The sequence below is a fragment of the Pseudomonas sp. Z3-6 genome, from assembly GCF_051131985.1.
GTDB lineage: Bacteria > Pseudomonadota > Gammaproteobacteria > Pseudomonadales > Pseudomonadaceae > Aquipseudomonas > Aquipseudomonas zanjanensis.
Window position 1 is genome coordinate 336207 of record NZ_CP071644.1, and the last position, 18976, is coordinate 355182.

Consider the following 18976-nt stretch of genomic DNA (forward strand, 5'->3'; position numbering starts at 1 on the left):
AGGGGCTGCTTATTCCTGTGCCGGAGCCAGTCGCGCTTCCAGCTCCGCGACCTTGGCCTCCAGGCTTTCGAGCCGTGCCCGGGTCCGGGCCAGCACGACCATCTGGCTGTCGAATTCTTCCCGGCTGACCAGGTCCAGCTTACTGAAGCCGCTTTGCAGCAGGGCCTTGAACTGGCTTTCGATTTCGCTTTTGGGCAGCGGCGTGTCACCACTCAAGAGGCGGGAGGCGTGGCCGCTCAGGGCGTCGAGGAGGTCTTTGGGCGCAAGCATGTGCAGGTGTCCTGGAAACGATGGCGGGCAGTGTACCACGCAGTGTCTATAGTCAATTCGCAAGCCGGGGATGCACGCTTTTCGCGCATTGCGCCGGGCGTTGCTGCACTGTTGTTGTGCGTAACGTTGCGGTTCATGCCGCAGTGCACGTCGAGCAGGTGGCCAAGAGATTGAAATCAGAGGGTTTGGGTGCAGATGGCAAGGTTTCTGCTTAGAGGCTGATGACCCATGCACTGATGCAGTCGCTGTGACGAATGCAGTGCAGCAGGCGGAACGGGGAGTTTCGTCAGGATCGGTTAACTGGCACCTGTCGGGCAACTTGGGCCGACGACGCGTTACAAAGCCAGGCACTGCGCTTAGACTTGAGTCGGGTTTGTTTTCCTGGGGCAAGTCCACCAATTCGGGAGAAAGTTTCATGAAGCTAGTCACTGCCATCATCAAGCCGTTCAAGTTGGACGACGTGCGCGAGTCGTTGTCCGAGATCGGCGTGCAGGGCATTACCGTTACTGAGGTCAAGGGCTTCGGTCGGCAGAAGGGCCACACCGAGCTGTATCGCGGCGCGGAATACGTGGTCGATTTCCTGCCCAAGGTGAAGATCGATGTCGCCATTGACGACAAGGATCTTGACCGGGTGATCGAGGCAATCACCAAGGCCGCCAACACCGGCAAGATCGGTGACGGGAAGATCTTTGTGGTCAATCTGGAACAGGCTATCCGCATCCGTACCGGCGAAACCGATACCGACGCCATCTAAGCCGCCAAACCCAACGCCCCAGGAGAAAACAATATGACTCTGCGTAAATTCGCAGGGCTAGGAGCCCTGTTGTCCTTCGCAATGCCTGGCCTGGCCATGGCAGAAGAAGCGGCAGCCCCTGTCCTGAACTCCGGCGACACCGCCTGGATGCTCACGGCCACGATTCTTGTACTGTTCATGACCATTCCCGGCCTGGCACTGTTCTACGGTGGCATGGTCCGGTCGAAAAACCTTCTTTCCGTGATGATGCAGTGCTTTGCCATTACCGGTCTGATCAGCGTCCTGTGGGTCATCTATGGCTACAGCATCGCGTTCGACACCACCGGCATGGAGCAGGGCGTCGTCAATTTCAACTCCTTCGTCGGTGGCCTGGGCAAGGCGTTCCTGGCGGGCGTCACGCCGGCGAGCATCACCGGTCCGGCGGCGCTGTTCCCTGAAGCGGTGTTCATCACTTTCCAGATGACCTTCGCCATCATCACCCCGGCCCTGATCGTCGGCGCATTTGCCGAGCGGATGAAGTTCTCCGCCATGCTGATCTTCATGGGCGTGTGGTTCACCCTGGTGTATGCACCGATTGCGCACATGGTCTGGTCCGGCAACGGCGGCCTGATGTGGGACTGGGGCGTGCTGGACTTCGCTGGCGGCACCGTGGTGCACATCAACGCCGGTATCGCAGGTCTGGTGGCGTGCCTGGTATTGGGCAAGCGCAAAGGCTTCCCGACTACCCCAATGGCGCCGCACAACCTGGGTTACACCCTGATGGGCGCGGCCATGCTGTGGGTCGGCTGGTTCGGCTTCAACGCCGGTTCTGCTGTCGCCGCCAACGGCACCGCCGGCATGGCGATGCTGGTGACCCAGATCGCGACCGCTGCGGCGGCGCTGGGCTGGATGTTTGCCGAGTGGATCACCCACGGCAAGCCAAGCGCACTGGGCATTGCCTCGGGCGTGGTGGCCGGTCTGGTTGCAATTACCCCGGCTGCCGGTACCGTGGGCCCGATGGGCGCCTTGGTCATCGGCCTGGCGGCGGGCGTGGTGTGCTTCTTCTGCGCTACCACCCTCAAGCGCAAGCTCGGTTATGACGATTCCCTGGACGCCTTCGGCGTACACGGCATCGGCGGTATCCTCGGCGCGATCCTGACCGGTGTGTTCGCCGCTCCGGCACTGGGTGGCTTCGGCACCGTGACCGACATCGGCGCGCAAGTGTGGATTCAATTCAAAGGCGTGGGTTTCACGGTGGTCTACACCGGGATCGTCACCTTCATCATCCTCAAGGTGCTGGATGCCGTCATGGGTCTGCGTGTCACCGAGGAAGAAGAAGCCGTGGGCCTGGACCTGGCTCAGCACAACGAGCGTGGCTACAACCTGTAAATACGCGCCCATAAAAAATGCCCGGTTCGCCGGGCATTTTTTTGCCTGGAATTTGTCATTGCTCACAGGATGCGGCGGTTTTTCCGACGCCTTTTGTTGTGGATGCGACATGGGTTTTTATACCGCCAAAGGCTTACATCGAAGCAAGAATATTAGGGCCTTTGTTTTTTCCCAGAGCGCGCTAGAATGCGCGCCGAACGTGCGGAGAACTGTATGTGGCAACAGACGCTGATAACCCTGCGGGCAAGGCCCCGGGGCTTTCATCTGGTGACGGACGAGTTGCTGGCCGGCCTGCCTGAACTCAAGGCGTGTCGTGTTGGTCTGTTGCATCTGTGGCTGCAGCATACCTCGGCCTCGTTGACCATCAACGAGAACGCCGATCCGGCGGTACGTCGAGACTTCGAACGATTTTTCAATCGGCTGATCCCACAAGGAGCCGCCGGTTATGAGCACAACGACGAAGGCCTGGACGACCTCCCGGCGCACTTCAAGGCCAGCGTGCTCGGTTGCCAGCTCAGCCTGCCGGTTACGGCAGGAAGGCTGGCATTGGGAACCTGGCAAGGTGTTTATCTGGGCGAGCACCGTGATCACGGCGGTGCTCGTAAAGTCCTCGCCACCTTGTACGGTGAAGAGGCATAACCGCTGATTGCCGGCGGATGTTGAATTTTTTCTGGCAGCCTTCGAACAGATGGCGAAGCTGGGCTATAACTAATCTGCTTTTCGCAAGTCATGAGGTAGAACATGAGCGACGATGATCTGGAAAACGACGACCTCGAAGTAGGCGACGAAGACGAGACCGAAGAAGGCCTTGAAGTGGCGGCGGAAGACGTTGCCGAAGACGATGGCGCCGACGTTCCGGCTCCTACCGCCAAAGGCAAGGCCAAGGCGGCTGTGTCGGTCGACGAATTGCCGAGCGTAGAGGCCAAGAACAAGGAGCGTGATGCGCTCGCCAAGGCCATGGAGGAATTCCTGGCCAGGGGCGGTAAAGTGCAGGAAGTGGAGGCCAACGTGGTCGCTGATCCGCCCAAGAAGCCAGACAACAAGTACGGCAGCCGCCCTATCTGAGTGTCTGCTTCTTGCTTGCTGAAAAAGCCCGCCGTCGCTGCGGGCTTTTTCATGGGCGCAGAGCTTCGGTGCACCGCAGTTCCAGGGTGGGAGCGAGCTTGCTCGCGATGACTTCAGCCCAGACAACCCAATCCGGTGGTGAGGGAGCTTGCTCCCGCTCGGCTGCGCAGCAGTCGCTAAACCGGTCGAAGTGGTCTGCCTGGAAATACGCCGGGGCCCGCTTCGCAGGCCAGCGGGAGCAAGCTCCCTCGCCACGGATCGGTTTGAGGCTCAGGCGGCGGATGGGGGCCGTCTTCGCGAGCAAGCTCGCTCCCACATAGGGATTTGAGGCGCTGCGAAGCAGGGGGTCAGGGCTGGCTATGCCACCCTGCCAATAACCCCGGCAGTTCGGTCAGGCTGCGAATTTCCGCGTCGGGCGCGTGCGCGGCATCCCAGGCCTTGCCCGTCGGGTTGAACCACACCGCGCGCAGGCCGGCCTGTTGGGCGCCGGCGATGTCGTCGCCCGGGTGATCGCCGATATGCACGGCCGTCTGCGCCGTTGCACCACCGCGCTGCAGGGCTTCGTGGAACAGCCGGGCGTCTGGCTTGGCGATGCCGATGTCTTCGGCGCACAGGGCAAACTTGAAGTAGTCGGCCAGCCCGAGGCGACGCACATCGGCGTTGCCGTTGGTGACGACGCCAAGGGCGAACTGGTTGGCGAGGATTTCCAGGGTTGGCTCGACGTCGGGGAAGACCTCCAGTTGATGCCGGGCATGGAGGAATGCCTCGAATCCCTGGTCTGCCAACTCCGAGGCTCGCCACTGATCATAACCGGCGTCTTGCAGCGCCCGGAACAGCACTCGCCGGCGCAGTGCACTGATGCGGTGCTTGAGGTTCGGCTCTTCGCTGAGCACTTGCGTGCGGATCGCCCACAGGCGCTCCACCGGGAAATCGCCCAGGTCGGGCGCGTTGTCGGTCAGCCATTGGCGGAGTACGGCTTCGGCGCTGGCGATCACCGGGGCGGTGTCCCACAAGGTGTCGTCCAGGTCGAAAGTGATGAGCTCGATGGTCATGATTCGTCGCCCTTGATGCGTTTGGCCCTGGGGTGGGCACTGTCATAGACCGTTGCCAGGTGCTGGAAATCCAAATGGGTGTAGATCTGTGTGGTCTTGATGTCCGAGTGACCCAGCAGCTCTTGCACGGCGCGCAGGTCCTGGGAGGATTCCAGCAGGTGGCTGGCGAAGGAATGCCTGAGCATGTGCGGGTGCAGGTTCTGCCCCAGCTCGCGTTCGCCGGCGGCCTTGACCCGCAACTGGATCGCCCGCGGGCCGAGGCGCCGACCGCGTTGGCTGACGAATACCGCATCGTCGGCAGGGTTGGCCAGTGCTCGCAGGGGCAGCCACTGCTTCAGGGCTTCCCGGGCCTTGCGGCCGACGGGCAGCAGGCGCGTCTTGCTGCCCTTGCCGAGTACCTGGACCATGCCGTCGGCCAGGTCCAGTTGATCCAGGTTGAGCCCCGTCAGCTCTGAAAGCCGCAGGCCGGAAGAATAGAACAGCTCGAGAATCGCCTGGTCGCGCCGGGCCAGGAAATCATCCTCGACGGCGCCTTCAAGCAATTGCAGGGCGCGGTCGGTGTCGAGGGTCTTCGGCAGCCGGCGTTCGCCCTTGGGCGGCGCCAGGCCGGTGGCCGGATCGTGATCGCACAGGCCTTCGCGATTGAGGTAGTGGTACAGGCCACGCACCGCCGATAACAGGCGCGCCAGGCTGCGGGAGGATTGGCCTTGTTGATGCAAGCGGGCGATCAGGCTGCGCAAGCGCTGGATGTCCAGGGCCGACCAACTGCCGATGTTCTGCTTCTGGCACCAGCCCAGCACTTTTTCCAGGTCGCGGCGATAGGCCGATAACGTGTGGGGCGACACCTGGCGCTCACTGCGCAGGTGTTCGCAGTAGGCGTCCAGTTGCCGTTCCATCATCAGCGTACCGGGCGCAGCGAGCCGGCGACCCTTGGCAGCACCCGGCCGGTGACTTCGGCGATGTAGCTCAGGAACAGCGTGCCCACCGAACTCTTGTAGTGCTGCGGATCGCGGCTGGCAATGGCCAGCACGCCGTGCACGCCCTGGTGGGCGATGGCGACGACGGCAGTGGAGCCGATCTGCTTGCGTTGTTCTTCGCCAAACAGGAAGTCCAGTTCATGCTCGCGCAGGCTGCCGCTGACACTTTTGTCTTCCGTGAGCAGGCCGCCAATGGCCGTCTGCGCTTCGGCGTGGGTCACCCAGCGGCCCACCGGCATGGCGTTGTCGCCGAAAAGGATCAGGCTGACGAAGGGCACCTGGAAATCCTGGCGCAGGCTGTCTTCGACGCTCATGACCAGGTCTTCAAGGGTGCTGGCGTCCATCAGGGCCAGGATCAGCCGACGGGTCTTGTCGAAGAGCCGGTCGTTGTCCCGGGCCACGTCCATCAGGTGCGACAGCCGATGGCGCATTTCGATGTTGCGCTCGCGCAGGATTTTCATCTGGTGCTCCACCAGCGACACGGTATCGCCGCGCCGGTGGGGGATGCGCATCGTCGCAAGCAGTTCTTCATGCTCGACGAAGAAGTCCGGATGAGCCTCCAGGTAAGCAGCCACGGCCGCGGTTTCTGGAAGACTGGGGGATTCGTCGGGCTGTGGGGCTGGAACCTGTGGCTGATCGGTCATGGGTTTGGCTCACTCAAAGACGAACTTGTCCTTCGTATACGCGCACTGCCGGGCCGGTCATCATCACCGGCTGGCCAGGGCCTGCCCATTCGATGGACAGGCGCCCGCCGGGCAGGTCGATCAACAATGGCGAATCCATCCACCCCTGGCTGATCGCAGCGACGGCGGCGGCACAGGCGCCGGTCCCGCAGGCCTGGGTTTCCCCGGCGCCGCGTTCCCAGACGCGCAATTGTGCGCGGTGGCGGTCGATGACTTGCAGGAAACCGACATTCACCCGCGCCGGAAAGCGCGAATGGTGTTCGATTTTCGGCCCCAGTTCATGCACCGGGGCACTGTTGATGTCGGTCACGCGCAGCACGGCATGGGGGTTGCCCATGGAGACCGCCGCCAGCTCCACCGGGGTGCCATCGACGTCCACCTGATAGCTCAAGGCCTGGGCCGGCGCCTGGAACGGGATGTCCGCGGGCACCAGGCGCGGAGCGCCCATATTGACGCCGATCTGGCCGTCGCTGCGCACATCGAGCTCGATGATGCCGCTCTTGGTCTCGACGCGGATCTGCCGCTTGGCGGTCAGGCGCTTGTCCAGCACGAAACGGGCGAAGCAGCGCGCGCCGTTGCCGCATTGCTCCACTTCCGAACCGTCGGCGTTGAAGATCCGATAGCGAAAATCCACGTCCGGGTTGTTCGGCGCCTCGACGATCAGCAACTGGTCGAACCCGATGCCGGTGTGGCGGTCGCCCCATTGCTTGGCATGCTTGGGCTGGATGTGCGCGTGCTGGCTGACCAGGTCGAGGACCATGAAGTCATTGCCCAGGCCGTGCATCTTGGTAAAACGCAGCAGCATGGTTTTACTCCGGCAGCAGGCTTTCGCCGGCAAACAACTCGGCTACCGTCTCGCGGCGACGCACTTCGAATGCCTGATCACCGTCCACCAGCACCTCGGCGCAGCGGCCGCGGGTGTTGTAGTTGGAACTCATGACAAACCCGTAGGCACCGGCCGAATGCACGGCCAGCAAGTCGCCTTCTTCCAGCGCCAGCTCCCGGCCTTTTGCCAGGAAATCACCGGTTTCGCAGATCGGCCCGACGATGTCGTAGGGGCGGGCCGCGGTGTCGCGAGGGCGCACGGCGGTGACGTCCATCCACGCCTGGTACAGCGCCGGGCGGATCAGGTCGTTCATGGCCGCATCAACGATGGCGAAATCCTTGTGCTCGGTGTGCTTGAGGTATTCGACCTGGGTCAGCAGCACGCCGGCATTGGCCACGATGTAGCGGCCGGGCTCGAACATCAGCGCCAGGTCGCGACCGTCGAGGCGTTCACGCACGGCCTTGATGTAGTCGGCCACCAGCGGCGGCTCTTCATCGCGATAGCGCACGCCGACACCGCCACCCAGGTCGATGTGACGCAGGTAGATGCCGCAGTCGCCGAGGCGGTCGACCAGCGCCAGCAGGCGGTCGAGGGCATCGATGAACGGTTCGAGGGTGGTCAGCTGCGAGCCGATGTGGCAATCGACGCCCAGCACTTCCAGGTTCGGCAGTTGGGCGGCGCGCACGTACACATCCTCGGCGTCGGCAATGGCGATGCCGAACTTGTTTTCCTTCAGGCCGGTGGAAATGTACGGATGGGTGCCAGCGTCGACGTCCGGGTTCACCCGCAGGGAAACCGGCGCGCGGACGCCCAGCTCGGCGGCGACGACTTGCAGGCGCTCGAGCTCATCGGTGGATTCAATGTTGAAGCAGTGCACGCCGACTTCCAGGGCGCGGCGCATGTCTTCGCGGGTCTTGCCGACGCCGGAGAAGACGATCTTGTCGGCGCTGCCGCCCGCGGCCAGCACACGCTCGAGCTCGCCACCGGAGACGATGTCGAAACCGGCGCCCAGGCGTGCGAGGACGTTGAGCACGCCCAGGTTCGAGTTGGCTTTTACAGCGAAGCACACCAGGTGCGGCATGCCTTCGAGGGCATCGGCGAATGTCCGATATTGCGCTTCGATGTGGGCACGGGAATAGACGTAGGTCGGCGTGCCGAAACGTTCGGCGATCGCGGACAGGGCAACCCCTTCCGCGAACAGCTCCCCGCCACGGTAGTTAAAAGCGTCCATGGCGTTCCCTTAGTAAGTGGTGTGGGTGTCGTGCGAGTGTGACTTGGATTGCGACGACTTGGCCTGTTCTGCTTGTTCTTCGGGAGACTTGCTGTCATCAGGCAGGTACAGCGGACCCTTTTGACCACAAGCTGTCACGAGGCAGGCAACCGCGACGAGCGCAGCAAGGGAAGAGATCAGGCGCTTCATGGCGAAATCCTTGAAAATGCGTTAATTGCGCCGGAGTATACCGGCCACCCGTCAGCTTGCCTATGCAACGGGGCGCCCGTCCGGCGGCACTGGGGTCGTCAGTCGGTATATCCTTTGCAATCGCCGGGAAGCGTCCGTATCTTGCGGCGCTTGAGCATGAGCAGACATTTTCGAGGTTGCCGCAATGAGTTTGACTGAAGCCCGTTTTCACGATCTGGTCGATGCGACCCAGCAAACGCTGGAGGATGTGTTCGATGACAGTGGCCTGGACATTGACCTGGAAATCTCCGCCGGTGTCCTCACCGTCAAGTTCGAAAACGGCAGCCAGCTGATCTTCAGTCGCCAGGAGCCGTTGCGGCAGTTGTGGCTGGCAGCGGTCTCCGGCGGCTTTCATTTCGACTACGACGAGGAAAGCGAACGCTGGATGTGCGACAAGAGCGAAGAGCAGCTGGGCGAGATGCTCGAGCGCATCGTCAAGCAGCAGGCTGGCGTTGAACTCGATTTCGAAGGCCTGTGACGGCGTGAGCCAGACCGCCCTGCCACGGCCACCCAAGCCGCTCTACAGCAACGTCAGCCCCGCCGTGCCGTCGCCGTGTACCGGCGTGTGCAAGTTGGATGAACGCAAGGTCTGCCTCGGATGTTTGCGCCATGTGGAAGATATCCGCGAATGGCGCTCGGCCGACGACGAGCGCCGGCGGGTCATTTGTGCCGAGGCGCTCAAGCGCAGACTCTTGAAGTAGCCAACACCTGATGGCCAGGCTTTTTGTGGCGAGGGAGCTTGCTCCCGCTCGGCTGCGCAGCAGTCGCAGTTTTTTGGGGTCGCTTCGCAACCCAGCGGGAGCAAGGGTTCGGTGGTGTCCATGGGCAGGGCAAATCCTGCCCGGGTTGTTTATTTATTGAGCTGTGGTAGTGTCCGGCTACGCCTCAACTTATCGAGGCCCGTGAAAACCCCGCCTTTTTGTGGCGGGGTTTTGCTTTTTTTGTGCAGAAGAAAGGAGTCTGCCTGGATCATGACCGCACCTTCCATCACCCTTACCCGCCTGGACGTACAGCGTCTGGAACGCCTGATCGACAGTCTTGATGAAACGCTGCCGGGCGTGATTGCGTTGCAAACTGAACTGGATCGCGCCGAAAACGTGGTGGGCCACGAAGAAGTGCCTGCCGATGTCGTGACCATGAACTCGCGTGTGCACTGCCGCGAAGAAAGCAGCGGCAAGGACTATCACTTGACCTTGGTTTATCCACAGGACGCCAAGGCCGACGAAGGCCGGATCTCGATCCTCGCGCCGGTGGGCAGTGCCTTGCTGGGCCTGAAGGTCGGCCAGCACATCGACTGGCCGGCCCCGGGCGGCAAGACGCTGAAGCTGACCTTGCTGGACGTCGAATACCAGCCCGAAGCCGGCGGTGATTTTCAGCTCTGAGTGCCCGGGCGCATCAGGCCAGGGCCAGCGCCTCGTTCAGGGCGCGTTCCAGGTCGGCCTTGTAGCGCAGGTACAAGTTTGTTGAGCAGGCGCCGTCGCCCACCAGTCCCGAGAGGTCCAGGTCAGTGATGTAGCAGCGATAGCGCTGGGCTTCGCGGCGCTGTTCGACGATCTCCCTGGCGACCACGCGGAACAGCTGGTCGCCATGCTCCAGTTCGGAAAACTCCTGTTGATCGCAGTACAAGGTGACGTGCACCTGCCCGTGCGCCGCTTTGCCGATGATCGCCTGCACGTCATAGAACGGTTTGTTGACCGGCATCTGCGGGGCTTGCCGCGCTTCGATCCGTCGTGCCCGGCCACCTGAAGGCAGCAACTGGTAGTACAGGGTTTCCAGGCTCAGCGGCTGGGCGGCATCCAGCGGCAGCAAGGCGTCGCGGCGGTACAGCACCGATTGCACAAAGCGCTGCAGCGGTACCAGCAGGCTTTGTTCGTCGTGATACGGCACGCGTTGTTGCCACAGCGCGTTGAATTCATCGAGCACGTACAGGTCGGCTTCGTCCTCGTTGGTCCGGTAGAACACCTGGATGCACTCGGGCTGCCCCATGGGCAGGATCAGCGCCAGGTCATGGTCTTCCAGCGCCATCGGGTCCAGGTGCAAGGGGCTGTAGGCCGTCAGTTCTTCGCCCAGGTAATCCATCAGCGCCGACAAGCTGCCCAGGGCTACGTGATTGACCTGGCCGGGCACCAATTCCAGCACGTGATAGTGCTGCTGGACCTGAAGCAGATAACGGTAATTGAGCCTGCTCAATAACAGGGTCTGGGCTGTTTCGATGACCTCCTCGACGCGCCGCGCAATGAACTGGGCGCGGTTGTGGCAGAAGCAGCGCACCTGCAAGCGCGGCTGGCGCTGGGTGACGGGCAGGTCGTTGAGGTAGTCGCGCAGGCAATCGAGCAGGGCGTGTTCGCCGTCGAAACGCTTGACCAGCACCTCATTCCAACTGTTGAGGGTGACTTGGTCGAGGGTCAGCACCAGGTTTTCCCGGACCCCGGCATAGCTCAGGGAATCGGTACGCTCGGTGGTCATCAGAATGTTCAAGTCGCGGTGGTGCTTGAGCGGGTCGACGCCGACGTTCACCAGGATCAACACTTCGCTGGGCACGCTGGCCCGCAACAACTGCGCTTCGTCCACCGTAACCAGGGGCAGGGCGATGGATTGCTGCAGGCTTCCCAGCAGGTTGAACAGTTCGAACTCGCTCAGGTCGCTGCTACCTGGGTGTAGCGCCAGGCGCGTGCTGCTGTCGATCACGCCGTTGCGATGACACCAGGTCAGCAGTTCCAGCAACTCCCGGCAGCGCTTGATCGGCGCGAAGTTCTCCCACTCCAGGGCGTTGAGGCTGCCGTTGTACAGGCCCCACTGGTTCTGCCCGGGTTCTTTCTTGTTGGGCGACTGGACCAGGGTCAAGGTGTCTTCGGCCAGGTCCGGCGCGATGCCGGGGTTGATGAACTCGACCTTGTCGGCCTTGCGCTCGAAGGCGGCGTACAACCGCCGGCCCAGCACGTTGAGATCGCGCTTGTTGATCAGGCTGACGGTTTTCTCGGTGCGGGCGAACTGGGTCAGGAAGCGGTAGCTGTGGGTGAGTTCGTTGACCAGGGCGCGCCGCTCGTGGGTGACCTGGCGGACTTTCCACTGGCTGCGGCTGTCCAGCAAGGCCAACTGACGCTGGTCCCAGCCCCACTCCCTGGCCAGGCGCTCAAGCAGTACCCGTTGCCAGCCATTGCTGCGCGCCTGGCCGGTGAGTTTGCGATTGACCTTCAAGTACAGCGCGCGGCGGATCAGCTCCAGGCGTTCGGGTTCGCCACGGGCATTGAGGTATTCCTCGATGCGGCGGTAAACCAGCATGTATGGGTCCAGCTCTTCCAGGTCCAGGCGATTGGCAAACACCGCCTGCTTGAAACGCAGGCTCAGGCAGCGCACGTTCGGGTGTTCGCTGGCATAGACTTCGGTCAGCAGCAGCTTGAGCACGGACTTATAGGGCGATTCGATGCCCTTGAACAGTTGCCAGAGCCCGGCACCGACGAATTCTCCCGGCGGGATGTAGGCCAGATGCCCTAGGTCCAGGGTTTCATCCGCGCGAATGAAACGCTTGGACATCAGCGTATGGGTGTATTGCTCGTAGTTCTCTTCTTCATAGACCGGCACCAGCCACCAGATCGGTGTGCGCCCGGCCAGCCAGATCGCGGTGCGGTAGAACTCGTCGAGCAACAGGTAGTGCTGGGTGGTGCCGCAATCGTCGGAACTGAGCTGGTTGTCCCGCTCGCCCCGCACAAAACGCGCCGGGTCGATCAGGAAAAAGTGCGCTTCGGCGCCCTGGGTCGCGGCCCATATCTCCAGCAACTGGCATTTCTTGCGCAGCTCGGCCAGCTCATCGTCGCTCAGGTCCGGCCCGTGGCAGACCCACACGTCCATGTCGCTCTGATCGGCCTGGGCCAGGGTGCCGAGGCTGCCCATCAGGAACAGGCCCAGGATCGGGCGAGGCGGGTTGCCGCCGTGCCGAGGCTTGTAGGAAAACGAACGGGTCAGCCGCTGGGCTTCGGCAAGGACGTCGGCGTCAGGCTCGTAGTTCGACAGTCCGGCAGGCGTGCTGCCGGAGACGTAGCCGGGCAGCAGCGGATGGTTGACGTGGAAGAACAGCGGCAGCAACGTCAGCACGCCTTGCTGGCGCGGCGACAGGCCTTCGAGGGCGCGCTCCATCCGCACGGTGTTGAGCTTGAGGAAACGTGCGCGCAACTGGCTCAGCACCTTGCGGTCGATTCCTTCGTCCAGATCGGGGCGTATTTCGTGGTTGCGGGTCATGTCGGCTCAAACCGGCTCGCGGCGTCGAACGTGGGGTGATGGCAGGTTAGCGCCCGGTCTTGGGAATACTTAAGCTGAAAACAGGATTTTGAGGTTGGTTTTTTACGCAGGGCGCCAGTGCGCCGGCGGAAATCCCGTAGAGGAGATTTCCGTGGGCGGCAGGGGGGATCAGGCGGTTTCTTGAACGCTGAGAATAGTCAGGACGGTTTGTACATTCTGCGCGGCATCACGCCCAAGGCTGGTCAGGTAGCCACCATCGGGTTGATCGATCAGCTCTTTTTCGAACAGGCGTTGGGCAGCGGCAATCGCTTTAGGGGCAGCGGTCTGATGAATTTTCAGGCCTTCCTGGGAACTGTCCAGGTTGAAGAGTGCGAGGATTTCCAGTTCGGCAACCAACTCAGGGGTAAGCGACATAAGGACTCCAGACTTTCTAGGAATTTGGTCGACAGCGTCACTAAGGTGAGCGCACTCGGCCGAGCTGTCCAGTGTCAGTGTCATGCTTTTTTTGTTTAAAGCGATTCTTTTGTGGCGAGGGAGCTTGCTCCCGCTGGGACGCGAAGCGGCCCCAATAGCTTGACGACTGCTGCGCAGCCGAGCGGGAGCAAGCTCCCTCGCCACAAGAGCGGTCCAGTTTTCACAAGAGCGGTTCAGTTTTTTTCCGGCGGCAACTCGGGGAGGGCACGCAAGGCGGCTTCGTACCACTCGGTATTGAACGGGCGGTCCTCTTCCAGGATCGCGTCGATTTCCACCGCGAGCACATGGGCCATCAAGTTGAGGATTTCTTCGCGCTCATAACCCACCAGGGTCAATTTATTGAAAACGGCCTTGGCCGCTGGCGGGTTGTCACTCTCGATCTGGTTTTCAATCGCCTCGATCAGCGTGTTCTCGACGAACGCTTCTTCTTCGTTGTCGATATCGGTTGGCTCGCTCATGGCAGGCTCCTGTAGGAAAGGCCGCCAGTTTACCTGCATTCAGCGTCGTGATGCGCCTGGCAGGAAACGCCTCGACGGTCTATAACGCAAGGCTGCCCACCCCGCACGGCCTGGAGGCTTTGTAATGCTCAAGCTTTATGGTTTCTCCGTCAGTAATTATTACAACATGGTCAAGCTGGCGCTGCTGGAGAAGGGCCTGCCCTTCGAAGAGGTCCAGTTCTTCGGCGCCCAGACCCCGGAAGCCCTGGCCATCAGCCCGCGCGGCAAGGTGCCGGTGCTCAAGACCGAACAGGGTTTTATCAACGAGACCAGCGTCATCCTCGAATACCTCGAGCAGACCCAGCCGGGTAAAGCCTTGCTGCCAGCCGACCCGTTCGAGCGCGCCCAGGTGTTGGCCTTGTGCCGGGAAATCGAGTTGTACATCGAGCTGCCCGGACGGGCCTGCTATGGCGAGGCGTTCTTCGGTATGCAGGTGGCCGAGGCCATCAAGGAAAAATCCAAGGCCGAATTGCTGCTGGGGTTCGCCTCGCTCGGTCGACACGGCAAGTTCTCGCCCTACGTGGCGGGCGACAGCCTGAGCATTGCCGACCTGTATTTCTACTACAGCCTTTCGCTGGCTTTGCAGGTGGGCAAGAAGGTCTTCGATATGGATCTGCTGGCGGACATGCCGGCGGCCAAGGCACTGATGGAGCGGTTGGGGGAGAACCCGAACGTGCAGCGGATCGCGGCGGACAGGGAGGCAGAGATGCCGGCGTTTTTGGCGAGGATTGCCGCCAAGAAGTGAGTTTTGTGGCGCCTTCTTAAAGGACGCCTTCGCGAGCAAGCCCGCTCCCACATGGGATCTCCATATTCACCAAGATTTTGGGTCCACTGGAGATCCCATGTGGGAGCGGGCTTGCTCGCGAAGCTTTTTAGCTTTTTAGCGGCTGGCGAGCAGCGCCTGGCCACGCACCACGGCTGCCTTGACCTGCGCCGGCGCGGTGCCGCCGATGTGGTCGCGGGCATTGACCGAGCCTTCCAGGGTCAGCACGGCAAACACGTCCTGCTCGATCTGATCACTGAACTGGCGCAGTTCGTCCAGGCTCATTTCTGCGAGGTCCTTGCCACTGTCTACGCCGTATTTCACGGCATGGCCGACAATCTCATGGCAATCGCGGAACGGCAGGCCGCGGCGTACCAGGTAATCGGCCAGGTCGGTGGCAGTGGAGAAGCCGCGCAGGGCCGCTTCGCGCATCACCGCGTGCTTGGGCTTGATGGCCGGGATCATGTCGGCGAAGGCCCGCAGCGAATCGCGCAAGGTATCGGCGGCGTCGAACAGCGGTTCCTTGTCTTCCTGGTTGTCCTTGTTGTAGGCCAGCGGCTGGCCTTTCATCAGGGTCAGCAGGCCCATCAGTGCGCCGAACACCCGGCCACTCTTGCCGCGCACCAGTTCCGGCACGTCGGGGTTTTTCTTTTGCGGCATGATCGAGCTGCCGGTGCAGAAGCGGTCGGGCAAATCGATGAATTGGAACTGCGCGCTGGTCCACAGCACCAGCTCTTCGGAGAAACGCGACAGGTGCATCATCGCAATGCTTGCGGCGGCGCAGAATTCGATGGCGAAATCGCGGTCCGAGACATTATCCAGAGAGTTGCCGCCGACGGCGTCGAAGCCCAGCAACTGCGCAGTGTATTCACGATCGATCGGGTACGTGGTGCCGGCCAGCGCGGCGCTGCCCAGGGGCATGCGGTTGGTGCGCTTGCGGCAGTCCACCAGGCGCTCGTAGTCGCGGCTGAGCATTTCGAACCAGGCCAGCATGTGATGCCCAAACGTTACAGGTTGGGCGGTCTGCAGGTGCGTGAAGCCCGGCATGATGCTCTCGGCCTCGCGCTCGGCTTGCTCCAGCAGGCCTTTTTGCAAGCGCGTGATTTCGCCCAGGATCAGGTCGATTTCATCCCGCAGCCACAAGCGGATGTCAGTGGCGACCTGGTCGTTGCGGCTGCGGCCGGTGTGCAGTTTCTTGCCGGTCACGCCGATGCGGTCGGTCAGGCGTGCTTCGATATTCATGTGCACGTCTTCAAGGTCGACGCGCCAGTCGAACTGGCCGGCCTCGATTTCAGTTTCGATGGTCTTCAGGCCGTCGATGATGCTGTCGCGCTCGGCATCGGTGAGCACGCCGACCTTGGCCAGCATGGTGGCGTGGGCGATCGAACCCATGATGTCGTGGCGATACAGGCGCTGGTCAAAATTGACGGAGGCGGTGAAGCGGGCGACGAAGGCGTCGACGGGTTCACTGAAGCGGCCGCCCCAGGACTGATTGGTCTTGTCAGTGCTCATGAATTCGCTCGTGATCGGCTGTGGAGAAAGTAGCGGTTAAAGGCTGCGGCGGATGATAGCAGGGTTGCCGGGACTGGCGCTGGCACTGGTCGGAAGGTTTTTCCGATCGGGCCTTGGGATCCAAGAAGGGTTTCGCACAACGATATTTTTCGATTGAGCAATATCGTCGTGGCAACCGTCTACAGTGGACGGTAGGACTTTTGCTTTTTCCATCCGTGGCGCACCGGAAAAATAGAAGAAGGGGGAGCTCATATTGGTCAGATCGACAGTTAACAATCCCTACGGCGACGCCGTGCGACAACGGGCCTCGGGCATCGGTCGGCAAGCGCTGGTAAAGATAGACAACCGCCTCGCGGCACTTTTTGGCCCTCGAACGAGTCTTAGCGTGGATCGCGGTGACGGATGTCACTTCCCCTGTCTACGCTATCCTTGTGCGAGACTCACGCAGGAATCCAGCGCAATATGAATGTCCTGATCGTTGATGACGAACCACTGGCCCGCGAGCGCCTGAGCCGAATGGTTGGCGAACTCGAGGGTTACAGTGTCCTGGAGCCGAGCGCCACCAATGGCGACGAGGCATTGGCCCTTATCGACAGCCACAAGCCGGATATCGTGCTGCTCGACATTCGCATGCCTGGCCTGGACGGCCTGCAAGTGGCGGCGAAGTTGTGTGAACGAGAATCGCCGCCCGCCGTGGTGTTCTGTACCACCCGGGACGACTTCCCACCCGAGGTGTTGCAGGCCGGTGCCGTGGGCTATCTGGTCAAGCCCGTGGCGTCCGAGGCGTTGCTCGAAGCCTTGCGCAAGGCCGAGCGGCCCAACCGCGTGCAACTGGCGGCGCTGACCCGCCCGGCCGCCGAAAGCGGCAGTGGCCCACGCAGCCACATCAGTGCGCGCACCCGCAAAGGCATCGAGTTGATCCCCTTGAACCAGGTGGTCTATTTCATTGCCGACCACAAGTACGTGACCTTGCGTCATGAGAGTGGCGAGGTGTTGCTGGACGAACCCCTCAAGGCCCTTGAGGACGAGTTCGGCGAACGCTTCGTGCGTATCCATCGCAACGCCCTCGTGGCCCGCGAGCGCATCGAGCGTTTGCAGCGCACCCCCCTTGGGCATTTCCAACTGTTCCTCAAGGGCCTCAATGGCGACGCGCTGATTGTCAGCCGACGGCATGTGGCCGGCGTGCGCAAGATGATGCAGCAGCTTTAGCCGGGCGGTCCAAGGCGTTCAAAGCGTTTCATTTCGGGGATCTGGCGGCCAGGGAGGCCTTGAGGTCGTGATTCAAATCAAAGCGGTTTTGGCTGAGCTGTTATTATCTGCCGTATCTTTTAAGTACGGATTGATCCATGTCCCCTCGCGAGATCCGCATCGCCACCCGTAAAAGTGCCTTGGCCCTCTGGCAGGCCGAATACGTCAAAGCCCGCCTGGAAGCGGCCCATCCCGGGCTGAGCGTGACCCTGGTGCCCATGGTCAGTCGCGGTGACAAGCTGCTGGATTCGCCGCTGTCGAAGATTGGCGGCAAGGGCCTGTTCGTCAAGGAGCTGGAAACTGCGTTGCTGGACAACGAAGCCGACATCGCCGTGCACTCGATGAAAGACGTGCCCATGGACTTCCCCGAAGGCCTGGGCCTGTTTTGCATCTGCGAGCGAGAAGACCCCCGCGATGCGTTCGTCTCCAACACGTTTTCCAGCCTTGAGGCGCTGCCTGCCGGGAGCGTGGTCGGCACGTCCAGCCTGCGTCGCCAGGCACAATTGCTGACGCGGCGCCCGGACCTGCAAATCCGTTTCCTGCGTGGCAACGTCAACACACGCCTGGCCAAGCTCGATGCCGGCGAATACGACGCCATCATCCTCGCCGCCGCCGGCTTGATCCGCCTGGGCTTCGAAGACCGCATCACCTCGGCCATCAGCGTCGATGACAGCCTGCCGGCCGGCGGGCAAGGGGCGGTGGGCATCGAGTGCCGTAGCGCCGACAGCGACATCCATGCCCTGCTGGCGCCGCTGCATCATGCAGACACCGCCACGCGGGTGTTCGCCGAGCGCGCGCTGAACAAACATCTCAATGGCGGTTGCCAGGTGCCAATCGCCTGTTACGCCGTGCTGGAGGGTGAGCAGGTCTGGTTGCGCGGTCTGGTGGGGGATCCCAACGGCGGCCGACTGCTTAGCGCCCAGGCGCGGGCGCCGCGCCACGATGCCGAGGCGCTGGGTGTACGCGTGGCTGAAGACCTGCTGAGCCAAGGCGCCGCCGACATCCTCAAGGCGGTCTACGGCGAGGCCGGCCACGCGTGACGGGTTGGCGGCTGTTGCTCACCCGGCCGGCGGACGAGTCGTCGGCGCTGGCGGCGGTTCTGGCCGAAGCGGGGGTCTACAGCAGCAGCTTGCCGTTGCTGGAGATCGAGCCGGTCCCGCTGTCCGATGCCGGTCGCGCGATATTCCAGGCGCTGGATCAATACGCTGCCGTGATCGTGGTCAGCAAACCGGCCGCACGCCTGTGCGTCGAGCTGCTGCGCCAATACTGGCCCCGGCCTCCGGATCAACCCTGGTTCAGCGTGGGCGCGGCCACCGGACAGATCCTCGCCGATGCCGGCCTCACCGTGTTTTATCCCGATCACGGCGATGACAGCGAAGCCTTGCTGGAACACTTGGTCTTGCGCCAGGCTGTATCGCGGCCCGACCCCAAGGTCTTGATCGTGCGGGGCGAAGGCGGCCGCGGCTTGCTGGCAGAGCGTTTGCGTGAGCAAGGTGCTAGTGTCGATTACCTGGAATTGTACCGACGCCACTTGCCCAGTCATGGCGAAGGGGCATTGCAGGCATTAGTCGAAGCGGAACGCTTGAACGCCCTGGTGGTCAGCAGTGGGCAGGGCTTCGAGCATCTGCGGCGGCTGGCCGGCGATGCGTGGCCGGCCCTGGCGCGGTTACCGTTGTTTGTGCCAAGCCCAAGGGTGGCCGAGATGGCGCGAGCCGCCGGGGCCCGAACAGTTGTGGATTGCCGTGGCGCCCATGCCGCGGCTTTGCTGGCGGCGTTACGGGAACACTCCGTG

General features: G+C 62.3%; 21 protein-coding genes and 1 pseudogene. 11 read left to right on the forward strand and 11 right to left on the reverse strand.

The window, feature by feature from the left end; all coding sequences use genetic code 11:
* Positions 1–9: 9 nt before the first annotated feature.
* Positions 10–270, reverse strand: coding sequence for an accessory factor UbiK family protein (locus tag J3P88_RS01430; RefSeq protein WP_053126510.1), 261 nt, complete (start codon positions 268–270; stop codon positions 10–12).
* A gap of 415 nt (positions 271–685) precedes the next feature.
* Here J3P88_RS01430 and glnK point away from each other — a divergent pair, with 415 nt between their 5' ends.
* The 4 genes from glnK to sutA all read left to right on the forward strand — a co-directional run bounded on the left by glnK (position 686) and on the right by sutA (position 3457).
* Positions 686–1024: a P-II family nitrogen regulator gene (gene glnK, locus J3P88_RS01435; RefSeq protein WP_002555808.1), complete on the forward strand. Its 339-nt coding sequence runs from the start codon at positions 686–688 to the stop codon at positions 1022–1024.
* A gap of 33 nt (positions 1025–1057) precedes the next feature.
* Positions 1058–2392, forward strand: a complete 1335-nt coding sequence (locus J3P88_RS01440; RefSeq protein WP_186706865.1) for an ammonium transporter — start codon at positions 1058–1060, stop codon at positions 2390–2392.
* 213 nt (positions 2393–2605) lie between these two features.
* Complete coding sequence (locus J3P88_RS01445; protein ID WP_186706864.1) at positions 2606–3031, forward strand: secondary thiamine-phosphate synthase enzyme YjbQ; 426 nt, start codon at positions 2606–2608, stop codon at positions 3029–3031.
* Positions 3032–3133: 102 nt separating this feature from the next.
* Entirely contained in the window at positions 3134–3457 is a 324-nt protein-coding gene (gene sutA, locus J3P88_RS01450) for a transcriptional regulator SutA (RefSeq protein ID WP_072406034.1), read from the forward strand.
* 347 nt (positions 3458–3804) lie between these two features.
* Here the strand turns inward: sutA and J3P88_RS01455 are convergent, their stop codons facing one another.
* From J3P88_RS01455 to lptM, 6 genes are read right to left on the reverse strand one after another with little or no spacing between them, the layout of a single operon-like run.
* Positions 3805–4509 carry an HAD family hydrolase gene (locus J3P88_RS01455; protein ID WP_186730150.1) on the reverse strand — a complete coding sequence of 235 codons (705 nt, stop codon included), beginning with the start codon at positions 4507–4509 and terminating at the stop codon, positions 3805–3807.
* On the reverse strand, positions 4506–5405 hold the full coding sequence (xerC, locus tag J3P88_RS01460) for a tyrosine recombinase XerC (RefSeq protein WP_434576660.1): 900 nt from the start codon (positions 5403–5405) through the stop codon (positions 4506–4508). The genes J3P88_RS01455 and xerC overlap by 4 nt, the downstream gene beginning before the upstream one ends.
* A 2-nt stretch (positions 5406–5407) precedes the next feature.
* Positions 5408–6130: a DUF484 family protein gene (locus J3P88_RS01465; protein WP_053126501.1), complete on the reverse strand. Its 723-nt coding sequence runs from the start codon at positions 6128–6130 to the stop codon at positions 5408–5410.
* Positions 6131–6143: 13 nt separating this feature from the next.
* A complete protein-coding gene (gene dapF, locus J3P88_RS01470) occupies positions 6144–6974 on the reverse strand; it encodes a diaminopimelate epimerase (RefSeq protein WP_434573615.1) in 831 nt (276 codons plus the stop codon).
* A gap of 4 nt (positions 6975–6978) precedes the next feature.
* Positions 6979–8226, reverse strand: a complete 1248-nt coding sequence (lysA, locus tag J3P88_RS01475; protein WP_186730152.1) for a diaminopimelate decarboxylase — start codon at positions 8224–8226, stop codon at positions 6979–6981.
* 9 nt (positions 8227–8235) lie between these two features.
* On the reverse strand, positions 8236–8415 hold the full coding sequence (lptM, locus tag J3P88_RS01480; protein ID WP_018605419.1) for an LPS translocon maturation chaperone LptM: 180 nt from the start codon (positions 8413–8415) through the stop codon (positions 8236–8238).
* Between the two features lie 184 nt (positions 8416–8599).
* Here lptM and cyaY point away from each other — a divergent pair, with 184 nt between their 5' ends.
* From cyaY to rnk, 3 genes are all read left to right on the forward strand, one after another.
* Entirely contained in the window at positions 8600–8932 is a 333-nt protein-coding gene (gene cyaY / locus J3P88_RS01485; RefSeq protein ID WP_072343055.1) for an iron donor protein CyaY, read from the forward strand.
* 4 nt (positions 8933–8936) lie between these two features.
* On the forward strand, positions 8937–9155 hold the full coding sequence (locus J3P88_RS01490; protein ID WP_186706859.1) for a DUF1289 domain-containing protein: 219 nt from the start codon (positions 8937–8939) through the stop codon (positions 9153–9155).
* Positions 9156–9425: 270 nt separating this feature from the next.
* Entirely contained in the window at positions 9426–9836 is a 411-nt protein-coding gene (gene rnk, locus J3P88_RS01495; protein ID WP_186706858.1) for a nucleoside diphosphate kinase regulator, read from the forward strand.
* 13 nt (positions 9837–9849) lie between these two features.
* Here rnk and J3P88_RS01500 read toward each other — a convergent pair whose 3' ends face one another.
* The 3 genes from J3P88_RS01500 to J3P88_RS01510 all read right to left on the reverse strand — a co-directional run bounded on the left by J3P88_RS01500 (position 9850) and on the right by J3P88_RS01510 (position 13622).
* On the reverse strand, positions 9850–12690 hold the full coding sequence (locus J3P88_RS01500) for a class I adenylate cyclase (protein ID WP_434573618.1): 2841 nt from the start codon (positions 12688–12690) through the stop codon (positions 9850–9852).
* Positions 12691–12858: 168 nt separating this feature from the next.
* A complete protein-coding gene (locus J3P88_RS01505; RefSeq protein ID WP_157711860.1) occupies positions 12859–13104 on the reverse strand; it encodes a TIGR02647 family protein in 246 nt (81 codons plus the stop codon).
* A 233-nt stretch (positions 13105–13337) separates the two neighbouring features.
* Positions 13338–13622, reverse strand: coding sequence for a hypothetical protein (locus J3P88_RS01510; protein ID WP_434573620.1), 285 nt, complete (start codon positions 13620–13622; stop codon positions 13338–13340).
* A gap of 124 nt (positions 13623–13746) precedes the next feature.
* Here J3P88_RS01510 and J3P88_RS01515 point away from each other — a divergent pair, with 124 nt between their 5' ends.
* On the forward strand, positions 13747–14406 hold the full coding sequence (locus J3P88_RS01515) for a glutathione S-transferase family protein (protein WP_186730153.1): 660 nt from the start codon (positions 13747–13749) through the stop codon (positions 14404–14406).
* A gap of 135 nt (positions 14407–14541) precedes the next feature.
* Here J3P88_RS01515 and argH read toward each other — a convergent pair whose 3' ends face one another.
* Complete coding sequence (gene argH / locus J3P88_RS01520; protein WP_434573622.1) at positions 14542–15936, reverse strand: argininosuccinate lyase; 1395 nt, start codon at positions 15934–15936, stop codon at positions 14542–14544.
* Positions 15937–16398: 462 nt separating this feature from the next.
* Between argH and J3P88_RS01525 the strand changes: the two genes are divergently transcribed.
* The 3 genes and pseudogenes from J3P88_RS01525 to J3P88_RS01535 form a co-directional block, all read left to right on the forward strand.
* Positions 16399–17145: a LytR/AlgR family response regulator transcription factor gene (locus J3P88_RS01525; RefSeq protein WP_060740100.1), complete on the forward strand. Its 747-nt coding sequence runs from the start codon at positions 16399–16401 to the stop codon at positions 17143–17145.
* A gap of 137 nt (positions 17146–17282) precedes the next feature.
* Positions 17283–18224 (forward strand): hydroxymethylbilane synthase, encoded by a 942-nt coding sequence (gene hemC / locus J3P88_RS01530; protein WP_411385931.1) that lies wholly within the window; start codon positions 17283–17285, stop codon positions 18222–18224.
* Positions 18221–18919, forward strand: a pseudogene (locus J3P88_RS01535) (uroporphyrinogen-III synthase); the annotation flags it as partial. The gene hemC and the pseudogene J3P88_RS01535, both read left to right, overlap by 4 nt.
* Between the last annotated feature and the right edge of the window lie 57 nt (positions 18920–18976).

Coding starts and splice junctions, on each gene's coding strand:
- J3P88_RS01430 (WP_053126510.1), bottom strand. CDS start 270: ATGCTTGCGCCCAAAGACCTCCTCGACGCCCTGAGCGGCCACGCCTCC.
- glnK (WP_002555808.1), top strand. CDS start 686: ATGAAGCTAGTCACTGCCATCATCAAGCCGTTCAAGTTGGACGACGTG.
- J3P88_RS01440 (WP_186706865.1), top strand. CDS start 1,058: ATGACTCTGCGTAAATTCGCAGGGCTAGGAGCCCTGTTGTCCTTCGCA.
- J3P88_RS01445 (WP_186706864.1), top strand. CDS start 2,606: ATGTGGCAACAGACGCTGATAACCCTGCGGGCAAGGCCCCGGGGCTTT.
- sutA (WP_072406034.1), top strand. CDS start 3,134: ATGAGCGACGATGATCTGGAAAACGACGACCTCGAAGTAGGCGACGAA.
- J3P88_RS01455 (WP_186730150.1), bottom strand. CDS start 4,509: ATGACCATCGAGCTCATCACTTTCGACCTGGACGACACCTTGTGGGAC.
- xerC (WP_434576660.1), bottom strand. CDS start 5,405: ATGGAACGGCAACTGGACGCCTACTGCGAACACCTGCGCAGTGAGCGC.
- J3P88_RS01465 (WP_053126501.1), bottom strand. CDS start 6,130: ATGACCGATCAGCCACAGGTTCCAGCCCCACAGCCCGACGAATCCCCC.
- dapF (WP_434573615.1), bottom strand. CDS start 6,974: ATGCTGCTGCGTTTTACCAAGATGCACGGCCTGGGCAATGACTTCATG.
- lysA (WP_186730152.1), bottom strand. CDS start 8,226: ATGGACGCTTTTAACTACCGTGGCGGGGAGCTGTTCGCGGAAGGGGTT.
- lptM (WP_018605419.1), bottom strand. CDS start 8,415: ATGAAGCGCCTGATCTCTTCCCTTGCTGCGCTCGTCGCGGTTGCCTGC.
- cyaY (WP_072343055.1), top strand. CDS start 8,600: ATGAGTTTGACTGAAGCCCGTTTTCACGATCTGGTCGATGCGACCCAG.
- rnk (WP_186706858.1), top strand. CDS start 9,426: ATGACCGCACCTTCCATCACCCTTACCCGCCTGGACGTACAGCGTCTG.
- J3P88_RS01500 (WP_434573618.1), bottom strand. CDS start 12,690: ATGACCCGCAACCACGAAATACGCCCCGATCTGGACGAAGGAATCGAC.
- J3P88_RS01505 (WP_157711860.1), bottom strand. CDS start 13,104: ATGTCGCTTACCCCTGAGTTGGTTGCCGAACTGGAAATCCTCGCACTC.
- J3P88_RS01510 (WP_434573620.1), bottom strand. CDS start 13,622: ATGAGCGAGCCAACCGATATCGACAACGAAGAAGAAGCGTTCGTCGAG.
- J3P88_RS01515 (WP_186730153.1), top strand. CDS start 13,747: ATGCTCAAGCTTTATGGTTTCTCCGTCAGTAATTATTACAACATGGTC.
- argH (WP_434573622.1), bottom strand. CDS start 15,936: ATGAGCACTGACAAGACCAATCAGTCCTGGGGCGGCCGCTTCAGTGAA.
- J3P88_RS01525 (WP_060740100.1), top strand. CDS start 16,399: ATGAATGTCCTGATCGTTGATGACGAACCACTGGCCCGCGAGCGCCTG.
- hemC (WP_411385931.1), top strand. CDS start 17,283: ATGTCCCCTCGCGAGATCCGCATCGCCACCCGTAAAAGTGCCTTGGCC.